The 18414-nt window shown below is 38.7% G+C and carries 19 protein-coding genes; 15 read left to right on the top strand and 4 right to left on the bottom strand.

Annotated elements, in window-relative coordinates; all coding sequences use genetic code 11:
- Positions 1–169: 169 nt before the first annotated feature.
- The 3 genes from OSJ91_RS22070 (at position 170) to OSJ91_RS22060 (ending at position 3649) form a co-directional block, all read left to right on the top strand.
- A complete protein-coding gene (locus tag OSJ91_RS22070; RefSeq protein ID WP_485890423.1) occupies positions 170–1141 on the top strand; it encodes an acyltransferase family protein in 972 nt (323 codons plus the stop codon).
- 549 nt (positions 1142–1690) lie between these two features.
- Positions 1691–2800 (top strand): D-alanyl-D-alanine carboxypeptidase family protein, encoded by a 1110-nt coding sequence (locus tag OSJ91_RS22065; protein WP_350299974.1) that lies wholly within the window; start codon positions 1691–1693, stop codon positions 2798–2800.
- A 336-nt stretch (positions 2801–3136) separates the two neighbouring features.
- Complete coding sequence (locus tag OSJ91_RS22060; protein WP_350299973.1) at positions 3137–3649, top strand: DUF3189 family protein; 513 nt, start codon at positions 3137–3139, stop codon at positions 3647–3649.
- Between the two features lie 206 nt (positions 3650–3855).
- Here OSJ91_RS22060 and OSJ91_RS22055 read toward each other — a convergent pair whose 3' ends face one another.
- Positions 3856–4035 carry a small acid-soluble spore protein H gene (locus OSJ91_RS22055; RefSeq protein ID WP_101223203.1) on the bottom strand — a complete coding sequence of 60 codons (180 nt, stop codon included), beginning with the start codon at positions 4033–4035 and terminating at the stop codon, positions 3856–3858.
- A gap of 220 nt (positions 4036–4255) precedes the next feature.
- On the opposite strand from OSJ91_RS22055, the gene OSJ91_RS22050 reads away from it, so the two are divergent.
- The 6 genes from OSJ91_RS22050 to OSJ91_RS22025 all read left to right on the top strand — a co-directional run bounded on the left by OSJ91_RS22050 (position 4256) and on the right by OSJ91_RS22025 (position 8607).
- The gene (locus OSJ91_RS22050) at positions 4256–4708 is read left to right on the top strand and encodes a GNAT family N-acetyltransferase (protein ID WP_350299972.1); all 453 of its coding nucleotides are present in this window, start codon (positions 4256–4258) and stop codon (positions 4706–4708) included.
- Positions 4709–4860: 152 nt separating this feature from the next.
- Positions 4861–5511, top strand: a complete 651-nt coding sequence (locus OSJ91_RS22045) for a hypothetical protein (RefSeq protein WP_350299971.1) — start codon at positions 4861–4863, stop codon at positions 5509–5511.
- A gap of 251 nt (positions 5512–5762) precedes the next feature.
- Complete coding sequence (locus OSJ91_RS22040; protein ID WP_485890422.1) at positions 5763–6635, top strand: AraC family transcriptional regulator; 873 nt, start codon at positions 5763–5765, stop codon at positions 6633–6635.
- The gene (locus tag OSJ91_RS22035; RefSeq protein WP_485890421.1) at positions 6611–7165 is read left to right on the top strand and encodes an SRPBCC family protein; all 555 of its coding nucleotides are present in this window, start codon (positions 6611–6613) and stop codon (positions 7163–7165) included. Before OSJ91_RS22040 ends, OSJ91_RS22035 begins: the two co-directional genes overlap by 25 nt.
- 669 nt (positions 7166–7834) lie before the next feature.
- Positions 7835–8284, top strand: a complete 450-nt coding sequence (locus OSJ91_RS22030) for a hypothetical protein (RefSeq protein WP_485890420.1) — start codon at positions 7835–7837, stop codon at positions 8282–8284.
- Between the two features lie 143 nt (positions 8285–8427).
- Positions 8428–8607 carry a DUF4083 domain-containing protein gene (locus OSJ91_RS22025; protein ID WP_350299968.1) on the top strand — a complete coding sequence of 60 codons (180 nt, stop codon included), beginning with the start codon at positions 8428–8430 and terminating at the stop codon, positions 8605–8607.
- A 52-nt stretch (positions 8608–8659) separates the two neighbouring features.
- Here the strand turns inward: OSJ91_RS22025 and OSJ91_RS22020 are convergent, their stop codons facing one another.
- Complete coding sequence (locus OSJ91_RS22020) at positions 8660–9199, bottom strand: hypothetical protein (RefSeq protein ID WP_485890419.1); 540 nt, start codon at positions 9197–9199, stop codon at positions 8660–8662.
- A 291-nt stretch (positions 9200–9490) separates the two neighbouring features.
- Here OSJ91_RS22020 and OSJ91_RS22015 point away from each other — a divergent pair, with 291 nt between their 5' ends.
- Positions 9491–9682 carry a YjcZ family sporulation protein gene (locus tag OSJ91_RS22015; protein WP_485890418.1) on the top strand — a complete coding sequence of 64 codons (192 nt, stop codon included), beginning with the start codon at positions 9491–9493 and terminating at the stop codon, positions 9680–9682.
- Between the two features lie 59 nt (positions 9683–9741).
- Here OSJ91_RS22015 and mleCBF read toward each other — a convergent pair whose 3' ends face one another.
- A complete protein-coding gene (mleCBF, locus tag OSJ91_RS22010) occupies positions 9742–10584 on the bottom strand; it encodes a CBF family alpha/beta fold macrolide esterase (protein ID WP_350299965.1) in 843 nt (280 codons plus the stop codon).
- Between the two features lie 296 nt (positions 10585–10880).
- Positions 10881–11657, bottom strand: coding sequence for a 3-hydroxybutyrate dehydrogenase (locus tag OSJ91_RS22005; RefSeq protein WP_034309729.1), 777 nt, complete (start codon positions 11655–11657; stop codon positions 10881–10883).
- Positions 11658–11913: 256 nt separating this feature from the next.
- Here OSJ91_RS22005 and OSJ91_RS22000 point away from each other — a divergent pair, with 256 nt between their 5' ends.
- The 5 genes from OSJ91_RS22000 (at position 11914) to OSJ91_RS21980 (ending at position 18399) form a co-directional block, all read left to right on the top strand.
- Positions 11914–12861, top strand: coding sequence for a 3-hydroxyacyl-CoA dehydrogenase family protein (locus OSJ91_RS22000; protein WP_485890417.1), 948 nt, complete (start codon positions 11914–11916; stop codon positions 12859–12861).
- On the top strand, positions 12858–14033 hold the full coding sequence (locus tag OSJ91_RS21995) for an acetyl-CoA C-acetyltransferase (RefSeq protein ID WP_350299963.1): 1176 nt from the start codon (positions 12858–12860) through the stop codon (positions 14031–14033). The genes OSJ91_RS22000 and OSJ91_RS21995 overlap by 4 nt, the downstream gene beginning before the upstream one ends.
- Positions 14034–14097: 64 nt before the next feature.
- Positions 14098–15768: a sigma-54 interaction domain-containing protein gene (locus OSJ91_RS21990; RefSeq protein ID WP_350299962.1), complete on the top strand. Its 1671-nt coding sequence runs from the start codon at positions 14098–14100 to the stop codon at positions 15766–15768.
- Positions 15769–16285: 517 nt separating this feature from the next.
- Positions 16286–17671, top strand: a complete 1386-nt coding sequence (locus tag OSJ91_RS21985) for a GntP family permease (protein ID WP_241589224.1) — start codon at positions 16286–16288, stop codon at positions 17669–17671.
- Between the two features lie 32 nt (positions 17672–17703).
- Positions 17704–18399, top strand: coding sequence for a CoA transferase subunit A (locus OSJ91_RS21980; RefSeq protein ID WP_350299961.1), 696 nt, complete (start codon positions 17704–17706; stop codon positions 18397–18399).
- Positions 18400–18414 lie beyond the last annotated feature (15 nt).

The following is an 18414-nucleotide window of genomic DNA, read 5'->3' as shown; positions in this document are numbered from 1 at the left end:
TTCCATTAACTATACTGTAAACAAGCTATGATATGGTAGATACTCCAAAGAAGTTCCTTAAGTAAAAAGCCGGCAATCCTATATTAGAGGAAAGCCGGCTTTTTCAATCAAACCATAATTCAGGATTAGAAGATATAACTAGTAGTTTCTTTATAGGGGGTAAGAATTCATGAAGCGTGATCCGTATTTTGACAATGCGAAAGCTGTTTTAATCGTACTAGTTGTTTTGGGACACACATTAGCTAGAATGGTGGAAGAAAACGAATGGATTTTAACTATTTATTTGTTTATTTTTTCATTCCATATGCCAGCTTTTATTTTAGTATCCGGTTATTTTTCAAGAAAGATAAAAAGTAAAAAGGACCTCTGGGGGCTAATTAAGAAAATATTAATTCCCTATGTAATATTCCAGGTGATTTATACCTTCTATTATCAAAAGTTATTTGATGAACCAATTGAATTCACAATTTTGACTCCAAGATGGGCCTTATGGTTCCTAATAAGTTTATTCTGCTGGAATATATTATTGTTTATATTTTCGTCCAGGAAATATGGAATCGTTTTTTCAATAATTGTATCTCTAAAAATCGGTTACTTTGGTGAAGTGAATGAATGGTTAAGTTTGTCGAGAACGTTCTTTTTCTTTCCTTTCTTTTTAGTTGGACATTTTTTAGAAAAAAATCATTTTGAATGGGTTAAAAAGAAAAGTAATGCCCTAATAGGCTGGGCTGTACTAGGGTTAATCTTTACCGGTATTTATTTCTATGGGGAAACTACTTGGAGAGAGTGGTTTTATGGCCGTTTAGGTTATGAGGAATTAATGGGAGGCTCCATTGCCCTCGGTTTTATATATAAGTTGATCGTTTATTTAGTTATGGGAGCAGCAACTTATTGTTTTTTCTGTATTGTTCCTAAAAAGCATACATTTTTTACTGAAATAGGGTCCATTACATTAGCTATTTATCTTTTTCATATGTTTTTTCTGGAATATGTTTATAACTCATTTATTTATGATTGGATCAAAGAAAGTGACCAATATTATGTTTTATTAGTCATACCTGTAACCATTATATTTATATTATCAAGAAAACCTATTGTAAAAGTGGAATGTGTGTTAATAGGAATGAAAATGAAAACATAACAGAATTTTCATTCCTATAAAGTAACTAGCCTTTCAGATTGAAGGTGTGAGTTAGGTTTTATCTAAATTTCAAAACAAAGTTGATTGGAACGGAAGGTGCGAGACTCCTGCGGGAAAAGAGCGTCAAGGGGAGACCCCACAGGCGCAAAAGCGCCGAGGAGGCTCCCGGACCGCCCGCGGAAAGCGAGTGCCTGGAGTGGAAATCGACGTTCCAGGTTTTATAACCTAAATAAAAATTGAGACAAACTTGTTCTTCATCGAGTTTGTCTTCAGTCTGAGCCCTTCAGTTTGGAGGGTTTTTTCATGAAAAGATTTAGTGATTTACAAAAAAAAACATTTGAAAGGGGGGTAAATGAAGTCTCCACTAAAAGGGTCACAACCCTTATAAAGTTATTTCAGGAAAGAAAATGAAAATCATTACCCGAAATGTTTCCAAAATTATTAAGGGGTAATTACTTTTGTATTTCACTTTCAATAAATCAACTCTAAACATTCAGATTTATTTTATTATGACTATATAGGATTTAACTATCATCAAAGGAGCGGCATATGAAAAAGTTTTTCATCATCTTCATTTTGGCTTTAATCCCTTTCGCCTCTACGACTGTAAGTGCAGAATCTGACTTACCTCTCAATAGTGACGCCGGGATCATTATTGATGCGAAAAGTGGAAAAGTATTATACGAAAAAAACATGAATAAAAGTATGTATCCAGCCAGTCTAACGAAAGTTGCCACGGCTATATATGCTATAGAACACGGCGATAAGAACGAACTAGTGACTGTTAGCAAGAAAGCAGCTAAGGCAGACGGGTCTTCGGTATTTATTGAACCTGGGGAGGAAATAGAGCTTTCCAAATTAATTGCAGGAATGCTAATCAACTCCGGAAATGATGCAGCCATCGCAATTGCCGAGCATATGTCCGGCAGTGAAAAACTTTTCATGGAAGATTTGAATGAGTTTTTAAGAACAGAAGTAAACGTCACCGATACTCATTTTACGAACCCCCATGGATTGTTTGACAAAGACCATGTAACTACAGCCAGTGACCTTGCGAAAATTACCCAATATGCAATGAAAAATGAAACTTTCCGTGAGTATTTTGGGAAGAAGGATTTACCATGGGAAGTGGAAACATGGGACACAACTCTAATTACCCATCATAAAATGTTAAAAGGCGAACTCCCCTATAAGGGAATAACCGGCGGGAAAACCGGTTTCGTCAGTCAATCCGGCTACACCCTGATTTCTACTGCCACCAGAGGAGAACAGGAATTGATTGCTGTCACTCTAAAAGCTCCTTCAGACAAGGTTGCCTACTCTGATACCAAGCTTTTATTCAACTATGGCTTTGAAAACTTTAAATCAGGCAAAATTGATAAAAAAAGCAAACTTTATTCAGCGGACTACTCTCATTCCTACACGCTGAACGAAGACTTATACTATACTCATTTAATCAGTGATCAACCTAACCTAAAAACGAGTAATGATGGAATTCTCTCAATCATGAACCAAGAGGGGGAAGCAATAGAATCCTTTGACCTTAAAACGGTCGCTGATGTGAGGAGCACAGTATTGCCTGCCCCGATTAAAAAAGAAAAAATCAATGATAATCTAATAAAATTTTCTGTCCCGTCTCTAGGATTGGAAGGATTTTAGAACTCGTTACTAAAGAAACCCACTGACTGGCTAACAGAGGCGTTGCTGTCTATACATACCCAGCTTATAAATAAAATAAACAATAAAAGAGTGCCCTTATCATTCAGACTGATAGGTGTACTCTTTTAATTTATTTACCCTTTAGGTCTTGATGATCCGAGGACGGGAATATTCTAATCGAGTACTGCAAAAAGGTCGTGTTTTTAGATAGGGCAACTTGATTATTTGAAACAAGGTCATATTCCTGAATTCGGTATATTTCCCTAAAATAATCAACTGAATTGGAAATGGAGTATATGACCATAATAGTATTAAAAAACTATTAGGGATGATTTCATGATGTATATTTATAATGATTATGGGGGTACACATACCACGTCTATGGCTGCCGCATATCATTTAAAACAATTACCCCAATCGGAAAGAAAACTAACTAAGGAAGAAATATTAAATGTAAAATATTTTAATAAATTGACGAAAAAAGAATTTGGAAAGCTAATTTTTCGCGGGACCGATGAAGAGGGCAACTCAGTTTATACAATTGGACATAAAAGAGAGAAACTTGTTGTTCCGGCATTAAAAGAATTGACTTTACTACTAGAAGAGAAATTTCACTTTAACGAAAAAATAGTATTCTCCAATACATCACCAACTGTACCTATTGCCATGTCTATAGGGGGATATTTATCAAGAGCATTAAAAATTGATTTTATAGGTGTACCATTATTAGTTATAGGTGCAAAACAATGCTGTGATAATATTTTTCGGTTGGTTGAAAATACGAAACAAATAGGGAAAGCAGCGAATGGGGATAAAGTGATTATATTAGAAAATGAAATATATAAGTAATGCTAATTAATGTAAAGATTGCTTAGCCAATTCGTTTTTTGAACAGGTTGTTAACTTTATTAGAATTCAAGTCAACAATTGATGTTGGCTTTTTTTACTTTTATGGAAGAATATAAGCTGTACAAGATGTGGTGCTTGTTCAATGAACTTAATCGAACAATAAACCACCACCCGAAAGTGGAGGTTTATTAATTGAATCGAGGAAATTACTGTTCCTTTAAGCTGGTTACAGAAACACTTTGTTTTTTATTTGGATCATCAAGGGGATGGATTGTAGCGGTTCCATTTTGTTCATCGACGTGCTCGATGTAGATACTTTCCTCATTATAGGTTACATTAACCATATTTGGTGAAGAAGCAATTTCTTCTGCTCGTTGTGCTTTCATTTTAGCCACCTCCTTTGATTTTGCAACATGTATAATATTTGTTTCGGATTACTTAGTTATACTTGTTGTATTAAAATTCTTCCAAGAAACCCTTAAACCTTACTTAACTAACTGGTACGTTAGCTGAAGATAGAGTTATATTTAAGGCAGCTTTTAACCATTTCGGCATCAGTGATTTGGTATAATTACAGAAAATTAAAAAAGGTTAGGGGGATGTAAAATGAGTATTAAGGGTTTTTCGATTTCCGCTAATAAAAAGTATTTAGATGTGGATTTAATACATGATTTTTTGAATCAAGAAGCTTACTGGTCAAAGGGTATACCGAAGGAAACAGTAATAAAGTCAATTGAAAATACGACCTTATGTTTTGGGGTTTATAAAGGTGAAATAGGAAATGAAGATATTGAGCAAGTTGGATTTGCAAGGGTAATAACCGATTTAGCAACCCATGCGTACCTTTGCGATGTGTTTATATTACCTGACTATCGTAAATTAGGATTATCAAAATGGTTAATGGATGTTATCACCAACCATTCCGAACTAAAAGAGGTTCGCAGGTTTATGTTAGCTACTAATGATGCCCATTCATTATATAAAAAATACGGTTTTAATCAGATTGATAATCCAGAGCTATTTATGCAAAAAGTCCGTAAATCCCCATCACAACAATAAGAGTATTTTTTTTAACAGGTGCGAAAGTTCTCTAAGGGGCAGTGACGAATTGCTCTTTTCTTATAGAGCAAAAGGGGCAATAGCTGAAGTGGAAATTCTGACTAATATGCAGGAATACAGTAAATTTACGAAAAGATATGAGAGGAATTAAAATGGAAAAATTTAATTTGATCAAGCAAAAACATAGTGTAGTTCCAAATTATAAAGTAGATGATAAGGAAGTTTCTTTTGAAATATACATTAGTCCCAAACAAGAGGTCTGCATTATTGGGAAATTAGATAATAACTATATATGCTGGTGTTCTATAACTACTATTTCTGACTACGAAAATAATTCTGCTATTTTTCAATATGTATCGAATCTCCAAACCAAAACGATATCAAATGATTATAAAGCTTTAGGAGATCGGTATAAAGAAGTGAAAAATTGGCATAGAATGCAGATTAGTAAGAGACCTTATCAAGATCAGTATCTTTATTATTCTCCAGTAAATTCTTCGTTCTTTACGGAAAGTAAATTTTTCGCAAGAGAAATCGAAACATTTTATAAACAAGAAAGAGCCAAATGTGAATATAGGTTAATTGATGATGCTTATATAACTATTTTAAAAAGATATAAAAGCATTTTAAATAAAGGTAACCAAGAATATAGTTATTATTACGAAATGAACCCACTAATTAGGATAATAAAAGATGAAAGTTACATAAAACTATGTCCTATATCAGAAATCAGACAATTATATTTAGAATGCCTTGAAAAATGTGATGATTTATATAACCGATATATGACAGAGGTTCGTTAAAAAATATTTTGCGGATTGGTTTTAAAGGTAGTCCTTTATAAAAAATAGAAATAATAAAATGACTTACAGTGTGATAGTTTTCATTACTTTTGTAAAAGGAAGTAATTGCTTTTTTATTGAAAGTCTATAAGAGATCGTGAAGGTTTGTACTTAAACTAATGAAACAGTTTATACCCTACATAATCGTGCACAGAATGTCGGATGATTAGTTTCAACTCCTGCTATTCTGTTGATATAAGGGAGGTCATTGAATGGATTTGCTTAAAAATATGAATGGTGCCATTAAATTCATTGAAGACAATCTTACGAACGAAATTGACTTTAAAGAGGTTGCAAGGCTCGCTTATTGCTCGGAATATCATTTTAAAAGGATGTTTTCCTTCCTTGCCGGTATTTCACTATCCGAGTATATCCGCCGAAGACGACTTACACTTGCAGCGTTTGAGCTTAAAAATAGCAACATAAAGGTCATTGATATTGCGATAAAGTACGGGTACAGTTCACCAGACTCGTTTGCAAGGGCATTTCAGCATTTGCATGGCATCACGCCATCAGAAGCGAGAAGTAATGGCCATTCACTTAAAGCCTATCCACCGATGTCCTTCCAATTATCCATTAAAGGAGGCAGTGAAATGAACTATCGAATTGAAGAAAAAGAGGCATTTCACATAATTGGAATTAAAAAAAGGGTACCAATCATTTTTAACGGGGTCAATCCAGAGATTGCATCTATGTGGAAAAGTTTAGACGAGAAAACGATAAATGAACTTAAAAACCTATCGAATGTCGAGCCATTAGGGCTGCTTAGTGCATCCGCGAACTTTTCCGAAGGCCGGTTGGAGGAAAAAGGGGAGCTTGATCATTATATCGGTGCAGCTACAACGAGGGAATGTCCAGATAACTTAACACAGCTGAATGTGGATGCATCTACATGGGCTGTATTCGAAGCAGTCGGACCCTTCCCTGAAACACTGCAAAATGTTTGGGGACGTATTTATTCCGAATGGTTTCCATCCTCTAACTATGAACAAAGAGAAGGGCCGGAAATCCTTTGGAACGAAAATAAAGACATAACCTCAACAACATTTAGAAGTGAAATATGGATCCCCGTTATGAAAAAGTAAATATAGGCAAAAACCGAAGAGCTGTCTTAAGGCAGCTTTTTTCTTATGGGAAAAACAGGAAGGTTACTGGAAAAGAGCTAGGTAATACTTGCTATAACGGGCTAACGACAGCGAAAACAAAGGAAATTGCTGTTGATGGTGTGACAGAAGGGCTATTAGAGGAGGGAGATACTGTTACTTGGAAAGCCATTCACTTTGGTATTAAACAAAGGCTGAAAGCCAAAGTGAAATTAATGGAAAAACCAAATAAGTTTGTGGATATTATGGTGAAGGGTGCCTTCCATTCCTTCGTACATACACATCAGTTTATAGAAGAGCAGGGCGGGACTATAATTATAGATAAATTTCAAAATAAGTCACCGTTCGGTCCGATTGGAGTTTTAGCTGATAAGGTGTTTTTAGAGAAGTATATGAGAGAATTTATCGTTTCTCGTGCAAAGGCACTGAAAAAGATTGCCGAGAAATATGCACTAGGTTCAATAGTGGCAGGTCAGTTCATCAAGAAAGCTGGTAGAAGCAAGAAATGTTGAATTTGACCAAATTATCACACTTAATAATTATGACATCTATGACATTGAACTACATGAGAAAACACTATTGGTTATAAAAAAGTAGTTATAGAACTAATGGGTGCTTTAGCTGAAGTTCGTAGCTGTTTTTATCACCGGCACCCTGAACGTTAGCAAATGGCTCGGCTCAGCGGTACAACCGTGTTAGGCCCGCGGATACAACCGGCCTTTATTTATAATTACGGATCAAATCGTTTGGCTGCGATTTGATCTTTTTATTTGTTTTTATAAGAATAACACATGTAGAACAAACGTTCCAGTATAAAAGTGTAAATTTATTACTTTTTTTTGAAAAATCAGTTTTGATAAAAAGTATTGTTGATTTTCTTGAAGACTAAAGGGGCAGGTTAGCTAGCTAGCCGTAGTGTTTTCGAACTTTGCAAGAGACCCATGCTATAATTAGCCAAAAAAGGAGAATTTTATTTTACCGCACTAATTATCTATATATATGTAACTATTACACTTGTATCGCTCCTGGACCTTATTCTCCATTGGTGGGACTTGCAGTTGGATTGCCTATACATATTCTAATATCACTTACGCAAATATATAAAGAACTAAAAGTGATATCTAAAAAACTATACGAATAATTTGTGTCAGATCATATGAAGGTACAGAAAGGAGAAACTTATGACTCAGTACATTTATCTAGCTTCACCAATGAGATTGCCAAAAGGTTCGTTCGGCTCAAACCCCTTGTCTCCAGATCAACCTAATGTCTTTAAAAATGAATTGGAGTTCACAGATTTATATTTTGAAAATAATTACGATAGCAAATTGAAACAAAAATTTTCATATAGTCCACACTTTTCGTTCAATCACCAAGTAGCAACTTATTCCAGTCACATCCCTTTAGGGCCTGAATTTAAAGGAACAGCGGAAGAAGTAAAATGTTTAACAATATTATATTCATATTTAGATGAAGCCCTGAATGCTAGTGGGGTAGTAGAGTATTTTACTTGTTTGAGTGGTAAAGAGGACTCTGCACTTTCTAAGAGACGAAACATTCGCTGGATGGACATCAAAGATCCTTATGACCTGGTTATTGAAGATCGTGAGTTTTGGGAAATTACCTTTTAGAATTTAATCCTTAATGAACTGTGCTTTACTTTAATAATAGAGTTTGGTTGGCGGCCTTTTTCTACTGCAACTAGCGGCGGAGGATAGTTCAAGATGTTTAGTCTATAAGTTCTGCAAGTATACAAAAGAAAGGGGTGAAGTGTTTGAGTTACAATATCGGTGATATGGTATATCAACTTATTATGTTTGCTTTGTTGATTGGGATGATTTTTGCTGTTTACTTTTTTGTTCGTTCTCTTCTTACAAGGTCAAAACAAACCAATAAAATAGAACAAAAAATTGATAGAGTAATTGAACTGCTTGAAAAGGATAAAATAGATTAATTTCTTTTTATCCTTTTCTTTTTTTTTTGTTCCTACACAGTTTATGGCCACTCTAGCGGCGCAGGTTAGTCCAATAAGAAGTCGAATATACTTTAGTGATTTCATCTAGTGCAAAAAAGATTATGGAGCAAATAACCGCAAAGATAAAGAAACCTCCTGGGTCAATAAAGTATGTAGCCAATCCAAAACCAATATGTATTGCTCCAGATAACCAGAAACGAATATTGAAAAATTTCATTGAAATAAATTCAGCAATTAGTGAGACTGGTAAGCCATAAAAGAAATTTCCCATTAAACTATAAAAAAGCACAATAAGAATAATCTGAAAGAAATCTCCATCTAATTTAAAGGGTGGTTCTTCAAAAACCGAGACTAGAAATAAACCGATTGTAAAGGTCAATGATGAGTAGAATGCCACTTTAATTTTTCTGAAATGGTCTTTAAACAGAAGCTTTCTAATCACAGGAAATAAAAACGCAATCGTTATTAAAGCAAATAAAGTTTTAATTATGATTGGTGTAGTTGAAACAAGTACTATTGTCAACAGAACAGCCATGGAGAAAACAAGAATATAAGAATTTCCTTTTATCATAAATACCACGGACCTTTTTAACTTCATTGTACAAGAAGCTGAAGTTAGTAGGAATTAGATGTCACAAACAATAAAAATTTCAATGAGTAAATAAGGTGTCCGGCAGTTCTGCGCTGTGTCAGGCGAAGCTGCATGAAATCTCCAAACAGTAAAATACGCTGTTAAACTGTTTTATTTCGGATCACTTAAGGATGGTTGAAAAAGTTTTCGATGATTTTTGTGTCATTATCCTAATTAGAACATAAGTTGAATTAACCCATTTAATTTTTTCCTCCTAAAACAAATAAGGAGATGTTTCTATTGTCAAATTGTGGTCATGAATCAAATTGCGGTTGTGGTAACGATGTTGGTGGATTTGGTGGCGGTTTCGCTTTTATAGTCGTTTTGTTTATCCTTTTAATCATCGTTGGAGCTGCTTGCTTCGGCGGCGATAGAGGTAACGATGGCTGTTATCCCGTTCAAGGATATGGCGGTTTCTGCTAACAAATGTATAAAGAAAAGCCGACCTTTATTGGTCGGCTTCCTTTATGCAAACTTATTAATTATCGCGAAGTAAGCTTTATGACTGATTCGATAATCATATCCCAGTCTTTACTATGAATCTCATGCCCTGATCCATCAAGAGTCACTAATTCAGCTTGAGGGATGGCTTTCGCAAGAGCAAGCCCGTGCTCGTATGGCAAGGCTGGATCTTCTGTACCGTGAATGATGAGGACAGGTACGGAAATCTCACCCATTCGATCGTAATATTCGTTTCCCCCAGCAAGCATGGCATGATTGAATCTGCTCGGTAGCTGTTTGGCACGGTCCGCTTCTCTTTTTGCCAGTTTATACATTCTTTCCTGCTCATAAGGTTTGGAGCCGGCTAAAGTTTTCCATCCATCCGCAAGAAAAGCGATGACCGTTTCCCGATTTGACCAATCTATGGAAGCGCTCTTTGCATGATGATCCAATATGCTCTGATCCATTGGAGGAAGTTTTTCCATTACAGTCCCGAACACGCTTGATGCAATTAGCGTAAGCGTATTTACGCGTTCCGGATATCTTAAGGCAAGAATCTGTCCGATCATACCGCCTAGGGACATTCCAACGATAGAAGCACGCTCTATAGAATAAGCGTCCAGGACACCCGCGGCATCGTCAGCCAAATCCGTTATTGTATAGTTGGAGGTACCGGGTTCATAAACGGTAGACCGTCCCAGATCCCGATGATCGTACCGAATGACAAACCTCCCCGAATCAGCGAGGCGGATACAGAAGTCATCATCCCACCAGTCTAATGAAGACATCGCTCCCATGATCAAAAGCACGGCAGGGTCCTTATGGTTTCCAAAACTTTCTGTACATATATCCACTTTATTTATTTTCAGTATCTGTTCACTCATGTTTTTTACCTCCGTATTAAATATTATCCAATAGCCGTTACGATGGCGCAGATCAATATATACTTTCCGGAGCATGATGATTGGCCTGCGCTTTTAATTATCGCAGTCTAACCCACTTAATAATCATGACGAGGCCTCCTTTTAATATTTGTAAAATGGGAGGTATCCCAATATTACTGTAACATGGGGGATTTTTTTGTGCCACCAAATTTTCCCACATTTCCATGAAAGACAGAAAGCCCCGAATACAGAGCACCTTTTTTGGTGTCCTTTATTCGGGGTTTTTAAGATGCATTTTATTGAGCTGTATATCCGCCATCTAACACGACTGCCTGGCCTGTGATGCCCCGTGCTTTGTCGCTTGCGAGGAAAATAGCGTAGTCGGCAATTTCACTTACATCGAGTAAGCGGTTTTGTGGGACAAGTGGATAGATGACCTCTTCCAAAACGCTTTCCAGTGGTACTTGTCTTGTTTTCGCCAGGTCCTCCAATTGACCGCGGACAAGAGGCGTGTCTACGTATCCTGGGCAAAGGGCATTGACGGTTATGCCAAAAGAGGCGCTTTCCAAGGCGGCGACTTTCGTCAATCCGATTACACCGTGTTTGGCACTATTGTACGCTGCTTTGTTGGCGAATCCAATCAGACCGTTAATGGAAGAGATGTTGATGATTCTGCCGAAGCCTTGTTCTTTCATGATTGGCAAAACGTTCTTAATTGAAATGAATGGCGCGGTCAGCATGATTTTGATCATCAGTTCGAATTTTTCAGTTGGAAACTCTTCAATTGGTGCCACATGCTGAAGGCCGGCGTTATTGATGAAAATATCTATTCGTCCATATTTGTCTTTAGCTTGTTTGATTAGTTGGATGATATCCTCTTCACTTGTTACGTCAGCTTTTAAGCCGATAACCTCCAAGCCGTTGTTCCTTAGGTCTAGAGCAGCTTTTTCAACTGTGTTTTGATCAAGGTCGGACAAAACGACCTTTGCGCCATTTTCAGCAAATATCTTTCCGATCTCAAAGCCGATTCCTCTAGCAGATCCGGTAATTATCGCCACTTTATCTTTAACCATATTACATTCCTCCAATAAAAAATGTAATGGTCCAGTTCTGTCATTTTATTCGTAAACAGGGAATATTCCACAGAGTAAACTCCATTGGAAATATAAAGGGAAGGTTATTAAAAATAAGATTTAGGTTAATGAGTAAGAGTCTATCATGATTTTCTTGATAACAAAAGAATTTTATTTCCCCCTATCGTTGGCATGGATATTGCATATATAAAAAGGTGAGTAAATAAAGGTAATTAAAACGGAAAGGGGAAGCTGGATGATTAAAAAAATAGCCATTATCGGTTCAGGTGTAATGGGAAGTGGAATCGCTCAGTCTTTTGCAGTTAGCGGGTATTTCGTCACCATTAACGATATAAAGGAAGAGTTGCTACACCGTGCCCAAAATCGGATTTCTGAGAATCTATCATTGCTCATTGAGGAAGGGGTTTTGACTGATCAGGAAAAGCAAGTCGCTTTAGCCCGTATTACATATAGCGTGGATTTGGAAGGGGCAGTAAGGGATGCTGATTTTATCATAGAGGCCATTCCGGAAGTCATCGAGCTGAAGTTGAATCTATATAAGCAAATGGAGGAAATAATCAAGCCGGATGCCATTGTTGCTTCAAATACATCGACCTTTCCGATTTCTCAATTGATGGAGAAGGCATCGTTTGCGGACCGAATGGTCATCACGCATTTCTTTAATCCTGGCCATTTGGTTCCATTGGTTGAAGTTGTTCAGCATGACGAAACGAAGCCGGAAATCGTCAAGACAACAATGGATTTGATGCGTAATATCGGCAAGTCTCCGATTCTCTTGAAAAAAGAAATAGCAGGATTCATTGCCAACCGTCTCCAGACTGCCTTGATGCGGGAAGCCTTTTATCTATTAAAAGAGGACATCGCCGATGCTGAGGATATCGATACGGCGATAACGGCTGGACCAGGTTTTCGCTGGGCATTTACCGGACCGATCGAGATTGCTGATTTTGGCGGACTTGATACATGGCAGCGTGTTTTCGATAATGTTTCACCGGTATTGGATCAGAGTAAGGAAGCCCCTGATTTGATTCGTGATTTGGTGGCTGAGGGAAAGCTTGGGACCAAGTCGGGAGAAGGCATTTTTACGTATGAAGAATCTACCGTTTCTCAGAAAATCAATGAGAGGGACCGTAATTTTATTAAACTGGGAAAATTAAAAATGGAGAAGGAGGAAGTATTATGAGAGAAGTAGTGATTGTAGGGGCAGCAAGAACACCGGTTGGTGCGTTTGGAGGCAGTCTTGCCAATGTTTCGGCGGTTGACTTGGGAGTTGTGGCAGCTAAGGAAGCGATTAAGCGGGCAAATATTTCGGCTGACATGATCGATGAGGTATTGGTTGGGAATATTCTCTCTGCTGGATTAGGGCAAAATGTGGCACGTCAGGTTGCGATTCATGCAGGAATTCCGGAAACAACGCCGGCCATGGCGATTAATAAACTTTGCGGATCTGGCCTCCGTACGGTCATAATGGGAGCGCAATTCATTGCCCTAGGTGATGCTGATGTGATTCTTGCCGGGGGGATTGAAAGCATGAGCAATGCCCCGTATTTACTTCCAAATTATCGTTTTGGACAGAAAATGGGCAATGCCGAAGCAGTCGATTCAATGACTTATGACGCCTTAACGGATGTTTTTAATCAATATCATATGGGCGTGACTGCGGAGAATATCGCCGAACAGTGGGGAATCAGCCGTGAAAAGCAGGATGAATTTGCTTTAGATAGCCAAAGAAAGGCTGAAAAAGCGCAGCTTGAAGGACGATTTGCAGAGGAAATTGCACCTGTAGAATATAAACGCAGAGGAAAGACGATCTTGGTGGACCAAGATGAACATCCGCGTCATGGGCTGACGATAGACCAGCTAACGAAGCTGCGTCCTGCATTTAAGGAAAATGGAACGGTTACGGCAGGAAATGCATCCGGAATCAATGATGGGGGTGCGATGTTAGTCCTGATGTCTAAAGAAAAAGCGGACGAGCTGGGACTGGAAGCGTTAGCGACAATCAAGTCATATGCAAACGCCGCGCTTGATCCGAAAATCATGGGATACGGTCCAGTTCCTGCGACAAGGAAAGCTTTGGCAAAAGCGGGATTGACAATAGATGATATTGATTTGATGGAAGTGAATGAAGCCTTTGCGGCACAGTCACTCGCCGTGCTTAAGGACCTTGAACTGAAGCCGGAGAAGGTGAATGTGAATGGCGGGGCGATTGCCCTGGGTCATCCAGTAGGCGCTTCCGGTGCCCGCATCTTAGTGACTTTATTGTATGAAATGAAGCTTAGGGATGCAAAAACGGGCCTTGCCACCTTATGTATTGGTGGCGGACAGGGAACTGCGCTGATTGTGCAACGGTAATGACTTGGCCTCATTTTCCTATGATATAATGGAGGAAACTTCAGACGGGTTAAGGAGAATAGGAATGGCCAGCGATAATGAAACTATTCAATTGGAATTAGTGAAAGCGATATTGGAAGAATTGCCTTTTGGTGTTTTGGTGACGAAAAACGAAAAAGAAATCGTTCTAAGCAATCGCGTATTATCAGAGGCTTTTGCTGAGAATCAATTTGAGACGCAAATAAATTTGATTTTAGAAAAAAACCTTGTACCAGCTGTAAATACTCCGATCCGTTTGAATGATAATAATGGGATTGTCAGAAAAGCCATCATTCAAATGGGTGGTGAGGAGTATCAGATTTATCTCCTATTGTTTACAAATAATAAAAGTGATTTTCTTAATGTCGATAATCATGAAGAACTTCTGTTTAAGGATATTATCGAGTTTGCCTATGACGGCTTGGTGATGGTTGATACGGAAGGGTATGTCCAAATGCTGAGCCACGCTTATGCGGATTTTCTTGGGGTCGATCAGGAAAGCTCGATAGGGAAACATGTAACGGAGGTCATTGAAAACACCCGTATGCATGTGGTCGCCAAAACTGGCAAGCAAGAGGTCGCTGAATTACAAAAAATTAAAGATAATTATATAATTGCGACCCGCTCCCCGATACGGAAACAAGATAAATTAATAGGAGCGGTCGGAAAGATCCTTTTTAAGAATGTCGGGCAATTTACCGCTCTTTCCAAGCGTATAAATTCCCTTGAAGTAGAGCTAAAAAAGTACAAAGGAGATTTTCGCGAGAGAAATAAGGCCTCATATACGTTTGATCATTTGATGGGAAGAAGTCCTGCTTTCATGGAAGTGAAAGGTCAAGCCAAAATTGCAGCTAAAAGCGACTCGAATGTGTTGATTTTGGGCGAAAGCGGAACAGGTAAGGAGCTGTTTGCCCATGCCATTCATAATGATAGCAGACGGGCCATGGGCGTGTTTGTAAAAGTGAACTGTGCCGCCATCCCGGCAGAGCTGCTGGAGTCAGAGCTTTTTGGTTATGAAGAGGGTTCTTTCACTGGGGCAAAAAAAGGCGGGAAAGCAGGTAAGTTCGAAGCGGCTGAAGGCGGAACGATTTTTCTCGATGAAATCGGTGAGCTGCCACTGCATATGCAGGTGAAGCTGCTCCGTGTTTTACAAGAAAAGGAGATTGAGAGAGTAGGTTCGACGGGAAGTATTCCGATTGATGTACGGGTAATCGCTGCAACGAACCGTAATTTGGAGGAAATGGTCTCGAAAGGGGAATTCCGGCTTGATATGTATTACCGGTTGAAGGTCTTGCAAATCCAGGTTCCTTCCTTAAGGGAGCGACCGGAGGACATTGAAATACTGGGAAATCATTTTGTTGAAAAGTATCAAAACCTCATGAAAAAACGCGTAATGGGAATGAGTGATCAAGCATTACGGCTGCTTCGTCTTTATAAATGGCCGGGGAATATTCGTGAGTTGGAGAATATCATTGAACGCGCAATGAATATTGTTGAAGAAGGGGAAATGATACGTTCCAAGCATCTCCCTAAAGAAATAACGGGTCATAAAGAATCAGTCTCGATCCGCACCTTAGCTGAAGTAATGGATGAAACGGAACGGGCTGCAATCGTTTCATGTTTGGAAATGACCTCAGGTAATAAATCAGAAACGGCAAAGAGACTCGGAGTGAGTCGAACAACACTGTATGAAAAAATGAATAAATATGGTTTATGACTGCAGAAAGTGCCCTTTAGCCCAAGGGCACTTTTTTATACTTTTTAACCTCCTCTTAAGAGAGTGTGTTAGGAAATCCGTACATAAAACGAAAGGAAAATTAAATGTTGTAAGAAAATTCTTACACTTTTTCAAAGCTTATACTTAGGTGTACTGAAAACTTAACAGTTTTAAGGGACTTTAGCTTTTAAAAGGGAAATAAACTGTTGGAAAAGGCTTTAAAAGATGAGATTTTTCATTGTATTAAAGTTGGCACAATAATTGCATAATTACTTTAGTGAATGGCCTATCTGTCATTTTATATTGTTTTTTCACGTAAATTGAAAAGGGATTTCGTAATTCAGCAAATTGTTGAAAGCGTTCTCAAAAATTGGAAGATCATTCAGCCTGACTTGGGGAAGGCAGGCTTGGATGGTAAAAGCGGAAAGATTAAAAATGTGGAATTTAGGAGCTTAATAGTTCTATTTAAATGCTGCCGAAATAATTTTGGGGCAAGGGGAGAAAAGGGGGAATTGAGTTGGTGATTCAAATTTTAGCCATTGTTGTGGCGCTGGGACTTTTAATCTTTTTAGCCTACCGGGGCTATCCGGTCATTATCATAGCGCCGGTTGTTACTTTACTGGCGGTCATCTTATCCGGTGGACATTTGCTGCCGAGTTATACAGAGACATATATGACGTTTGCGGCTAACTATATAAAAGCGTTTTTTCCGATATTTTTATTAGGGGCCGTATTTGGAAAAGTCATGGAGATGAGCGGTGCAGCTGCATCCATCGCCAAGACCATCGTAAAATCACTAGGCTCAAAGCAGGCCATTCTTGCTGTAGTGCTGGCGTGTTCGGCACTGACATATGGCGGGGTTTCGTTGTTTGTAGTGGCATTCGCCGTTTATCCATTCGCAGCGGCAATTTTTAAAGAAGCAGACATTCCAAAAAGATTATTGCCGGGAACGATAGCATTAGGCGCTTTCACTTATACGATGGATGCCCTTCCTGGAACACCTCAGATTCAAAATATCATTCCAACGAATTATTTCGGAACAGATACGTATGCAGCTCCAATAATGGGGATTATTGGCGCGATCATGGTATTTACTGGAGGAATGATCTGGTTAGAGCGTCGTCGTAAACAAGCGTTGGCAAATGGTGAAGGATACGGGGAAGGACATATTAATGAACCAGAAAGTGCAGAACAGCAAAACCTGCCTAACTTTTGGCTGTCCATCGTACCGCTCATCCTTGTTGTAGCATTTAATTTTGCTTTCAGCCGCAGTGCCATTTCGGTTAAGCACTGGTATGATGCGTCAATGTTGAAGGAAACTTTCAACATTGCCGATGTAAGCACAGTCACATCATCCTGGTCTTTGATTGTGGCACTGACAATCGGTATTATTGCAGCGATGCTTCTGAATGTTGGACGTATCAAGGTCAAATTGGCAAGTGGATTAACAGCTGCGGCAATGGGTTCATTGCTTGCGATATTCAATACTGCTTCTGAAGTTGGTTTTGGGAATGTTGTGAAAACGCTACCTGGATTCTCGGTCATTCAAAACTGGGTGTTCAATGCAAGCGGTAATCCGCTCGTATCAGAAGCTATTGCCGTCAATGTGCTGGCAGGGATTACCGGATCTGCATCTGGTGGACTTTCGATTGCGTTAGAAGTAATGGGAGGTCACTATTTGCAGGTAGCCCAAAGTGTCGGAATCACCCCGGAAATGCTTCATCGAATTGCATCCATGGCATCTGGCGGAATGGATACGCTGCCGCATAATGGTGCCGTCATTACCTTACTTGCCATTACTGGACTGACACATCGTCAATCTTACAAAGATATCTTTGCGATTACCATTTTGAAAACAGTGACCGTGTTCATCATAGCTTTTGCAACTTCACTGTTTATTTAATAGAATAGTATATAGAATGGAGATGATGGAAAATGAGTAAAATATTAACATCTTTTGATAGCGCTATTCAACAAATTGAGGATGGAGCAACCATTATCGTTGGCGGGTTCGGATTAAGCGGAATTCCAGAAAAACTAATCATTGCTTTGCGTAACAAAGGTGTAAAGGATTTGACGATTGTCAGCAATAATTGTGGAGTCGACGATTGGGGTCTAGGTCTTTTGCTTGAAAACAAACAAATCAAAAAAATGATCGCTTCTTATGTAGGGGAAAATAAGTTATTTGAACAGCAATTTTTAAGCGGCGAGCTTGAGGTCGAGCTTGTTCCCCAAGGAACGCTGGCCGAGCGTTTAAGAGCGGGCGGAGCGGGAATTCCTGCCTTTTATACAGCTACAGGAGTAGGGACGGAAGTCGCAAAAGGTAAAGAACATAAAGAGTTTGATGGCCTCACATACATTATGGAAAAAGGAATAGTCGGAGATTTTGCCTTTGTAAAAGCCTGGAAAGCAGATCATTTCGGTAATCTTGTATATCGGAAAACGGCAAGGAATTTTAACCCTGTCGTTGCCACAGCAGGGAAAGTCACGCTTGTCGAAGTGGAGGAGCTCGTGGGCACAGGGGAGCTCGATCCGGATGAAATTCATACTTCAGGGGTTTATGTACAAAAAGTGCTTGTAGGAAATGACTATGATAAACGAATTGAAAGACTTACAACTGCTAACGCATAAAAAGGAGGAGTATCG

The organism is Bacillus sp. T-10(2022) (genome assembly GCF_056502895.1).
Note: the sequence above shows the minus strand (reverse complement) of the source record. Positions and strands in the feature narration are given on the sequence as shown.

Coding starts and splice junctions, on each gene's coding strand:
- OSJ91_RS22045 (WP_350299971.1), top strand. CDS start 4,861: ATGGAAAAATTTAATTTGATCAAGCAAAAACATAGTGTAGTTCCAAAT.
- OSJ91_RS22000 (WP_485890417.1), top strand. CDS start 11,914: ATGATTAAAAAAATAGCCATTATCGGTTCAGGTGTAATGGGAAGTGGA.
- OSJ91_RS22065 (WP_350299974.1), top strand. CDS start 1,691: ATGAAAAAGTTTTTCATCATCTTCATTTTGGCTTTAATCCCTTTCGCC.
- OSJ91_RS22015 (WP_485890418.1), top strand. CDS start 9,491: ATGTTTCTATTGTCAAATTGTGGTCATGAATCAAATTGCGGTTGTGGT.
- OSJ91_RS21990 (WP_350299962.1), top strand. CDS start 14,098: ATGGCCAGCGATAATGAAACTATTCAATTGGAATTAGTGAAAGCGATA.
- OSJ91_RS22050 (WP_350299972.1), top strand. CDS start 4,256: ATGAGTATTAAGGGTTTTTCGATTTCCGCTAATAAAAAGTATTTAGAT.
- OSJ91_RS22020 (WP_485890419.1), bottom strand. CDS start 9,199: ATGATAAAAGGAAATTCTTATATTCTTGTTTTCTCCATGGCTGTTCTG.
- OSJ91_RS21980 (WP_350299961.1), top strand. CDS start 17,704: ATGAGTAAAATATTAACATCTTTTGATAGCGCTATTCAACAAATTGAG.
- OSJ91_RS21995 (WP_350299963.1), top strand. CDS start 12,858: ATGAGAGAAGTAGTGATTGTAGGGGCAGCAAGAACACCGGTTGGTGCG.
- OSJ91_RS22035 (WP_485890421.1), top strand. CDS start 6,611: ATGGATCCCCGTTATGAAAAAGTAAATATAGGCAAAAACCGAAGAGCT.
- OSJ91_RS22055 (WP_101223203.1), bottom strand. CDS start 4,035: ATGAAAGCACAACGAGCAGAAGAAATTGCTTCTTCACCAAATATGGTT.
- OSJ91_RS22005 (WP_034309729.1), bottom strand. CDS start 11,657: ATGGTTAAAGATAAAGTGGCGATAATTACCGGATCTGCTAGAGGAATC.
- OSJ91_RS22070 (WP_485890423.1), top strand. CDS start 170: ATGAAGCGTGATCCGTATTTTGACAATGCGAAAGCTGTTTTAATCGTA.
- OSJ91_RS22030 (WP_485890420.1), top strand. CDS start 7,835: ATGACTCAGTACATTTATCTAGCTTCACCAATGAGATTGCCAAAAGGT.
- OSJ91_RS22040 (WP_485890422.1), top strand. CDS start 5,763: ATGGATTTGCTTAAAAATATGAATGGTGCCATTAAATTCATTGAAGAC.
- OSJ91_RS22060 (WP_350299973.1), top strand. CDS start 3,137: ATGATGTATATTTATAATGATTATGGGGGTACACATACCACGTCTATG.
- mleCBF (WP_350299965.1), bottom strand. CDS start 10,584: ATGAGTGAACAGATACTGAAAATAAATAAAGTGGATATATGTACAGAA.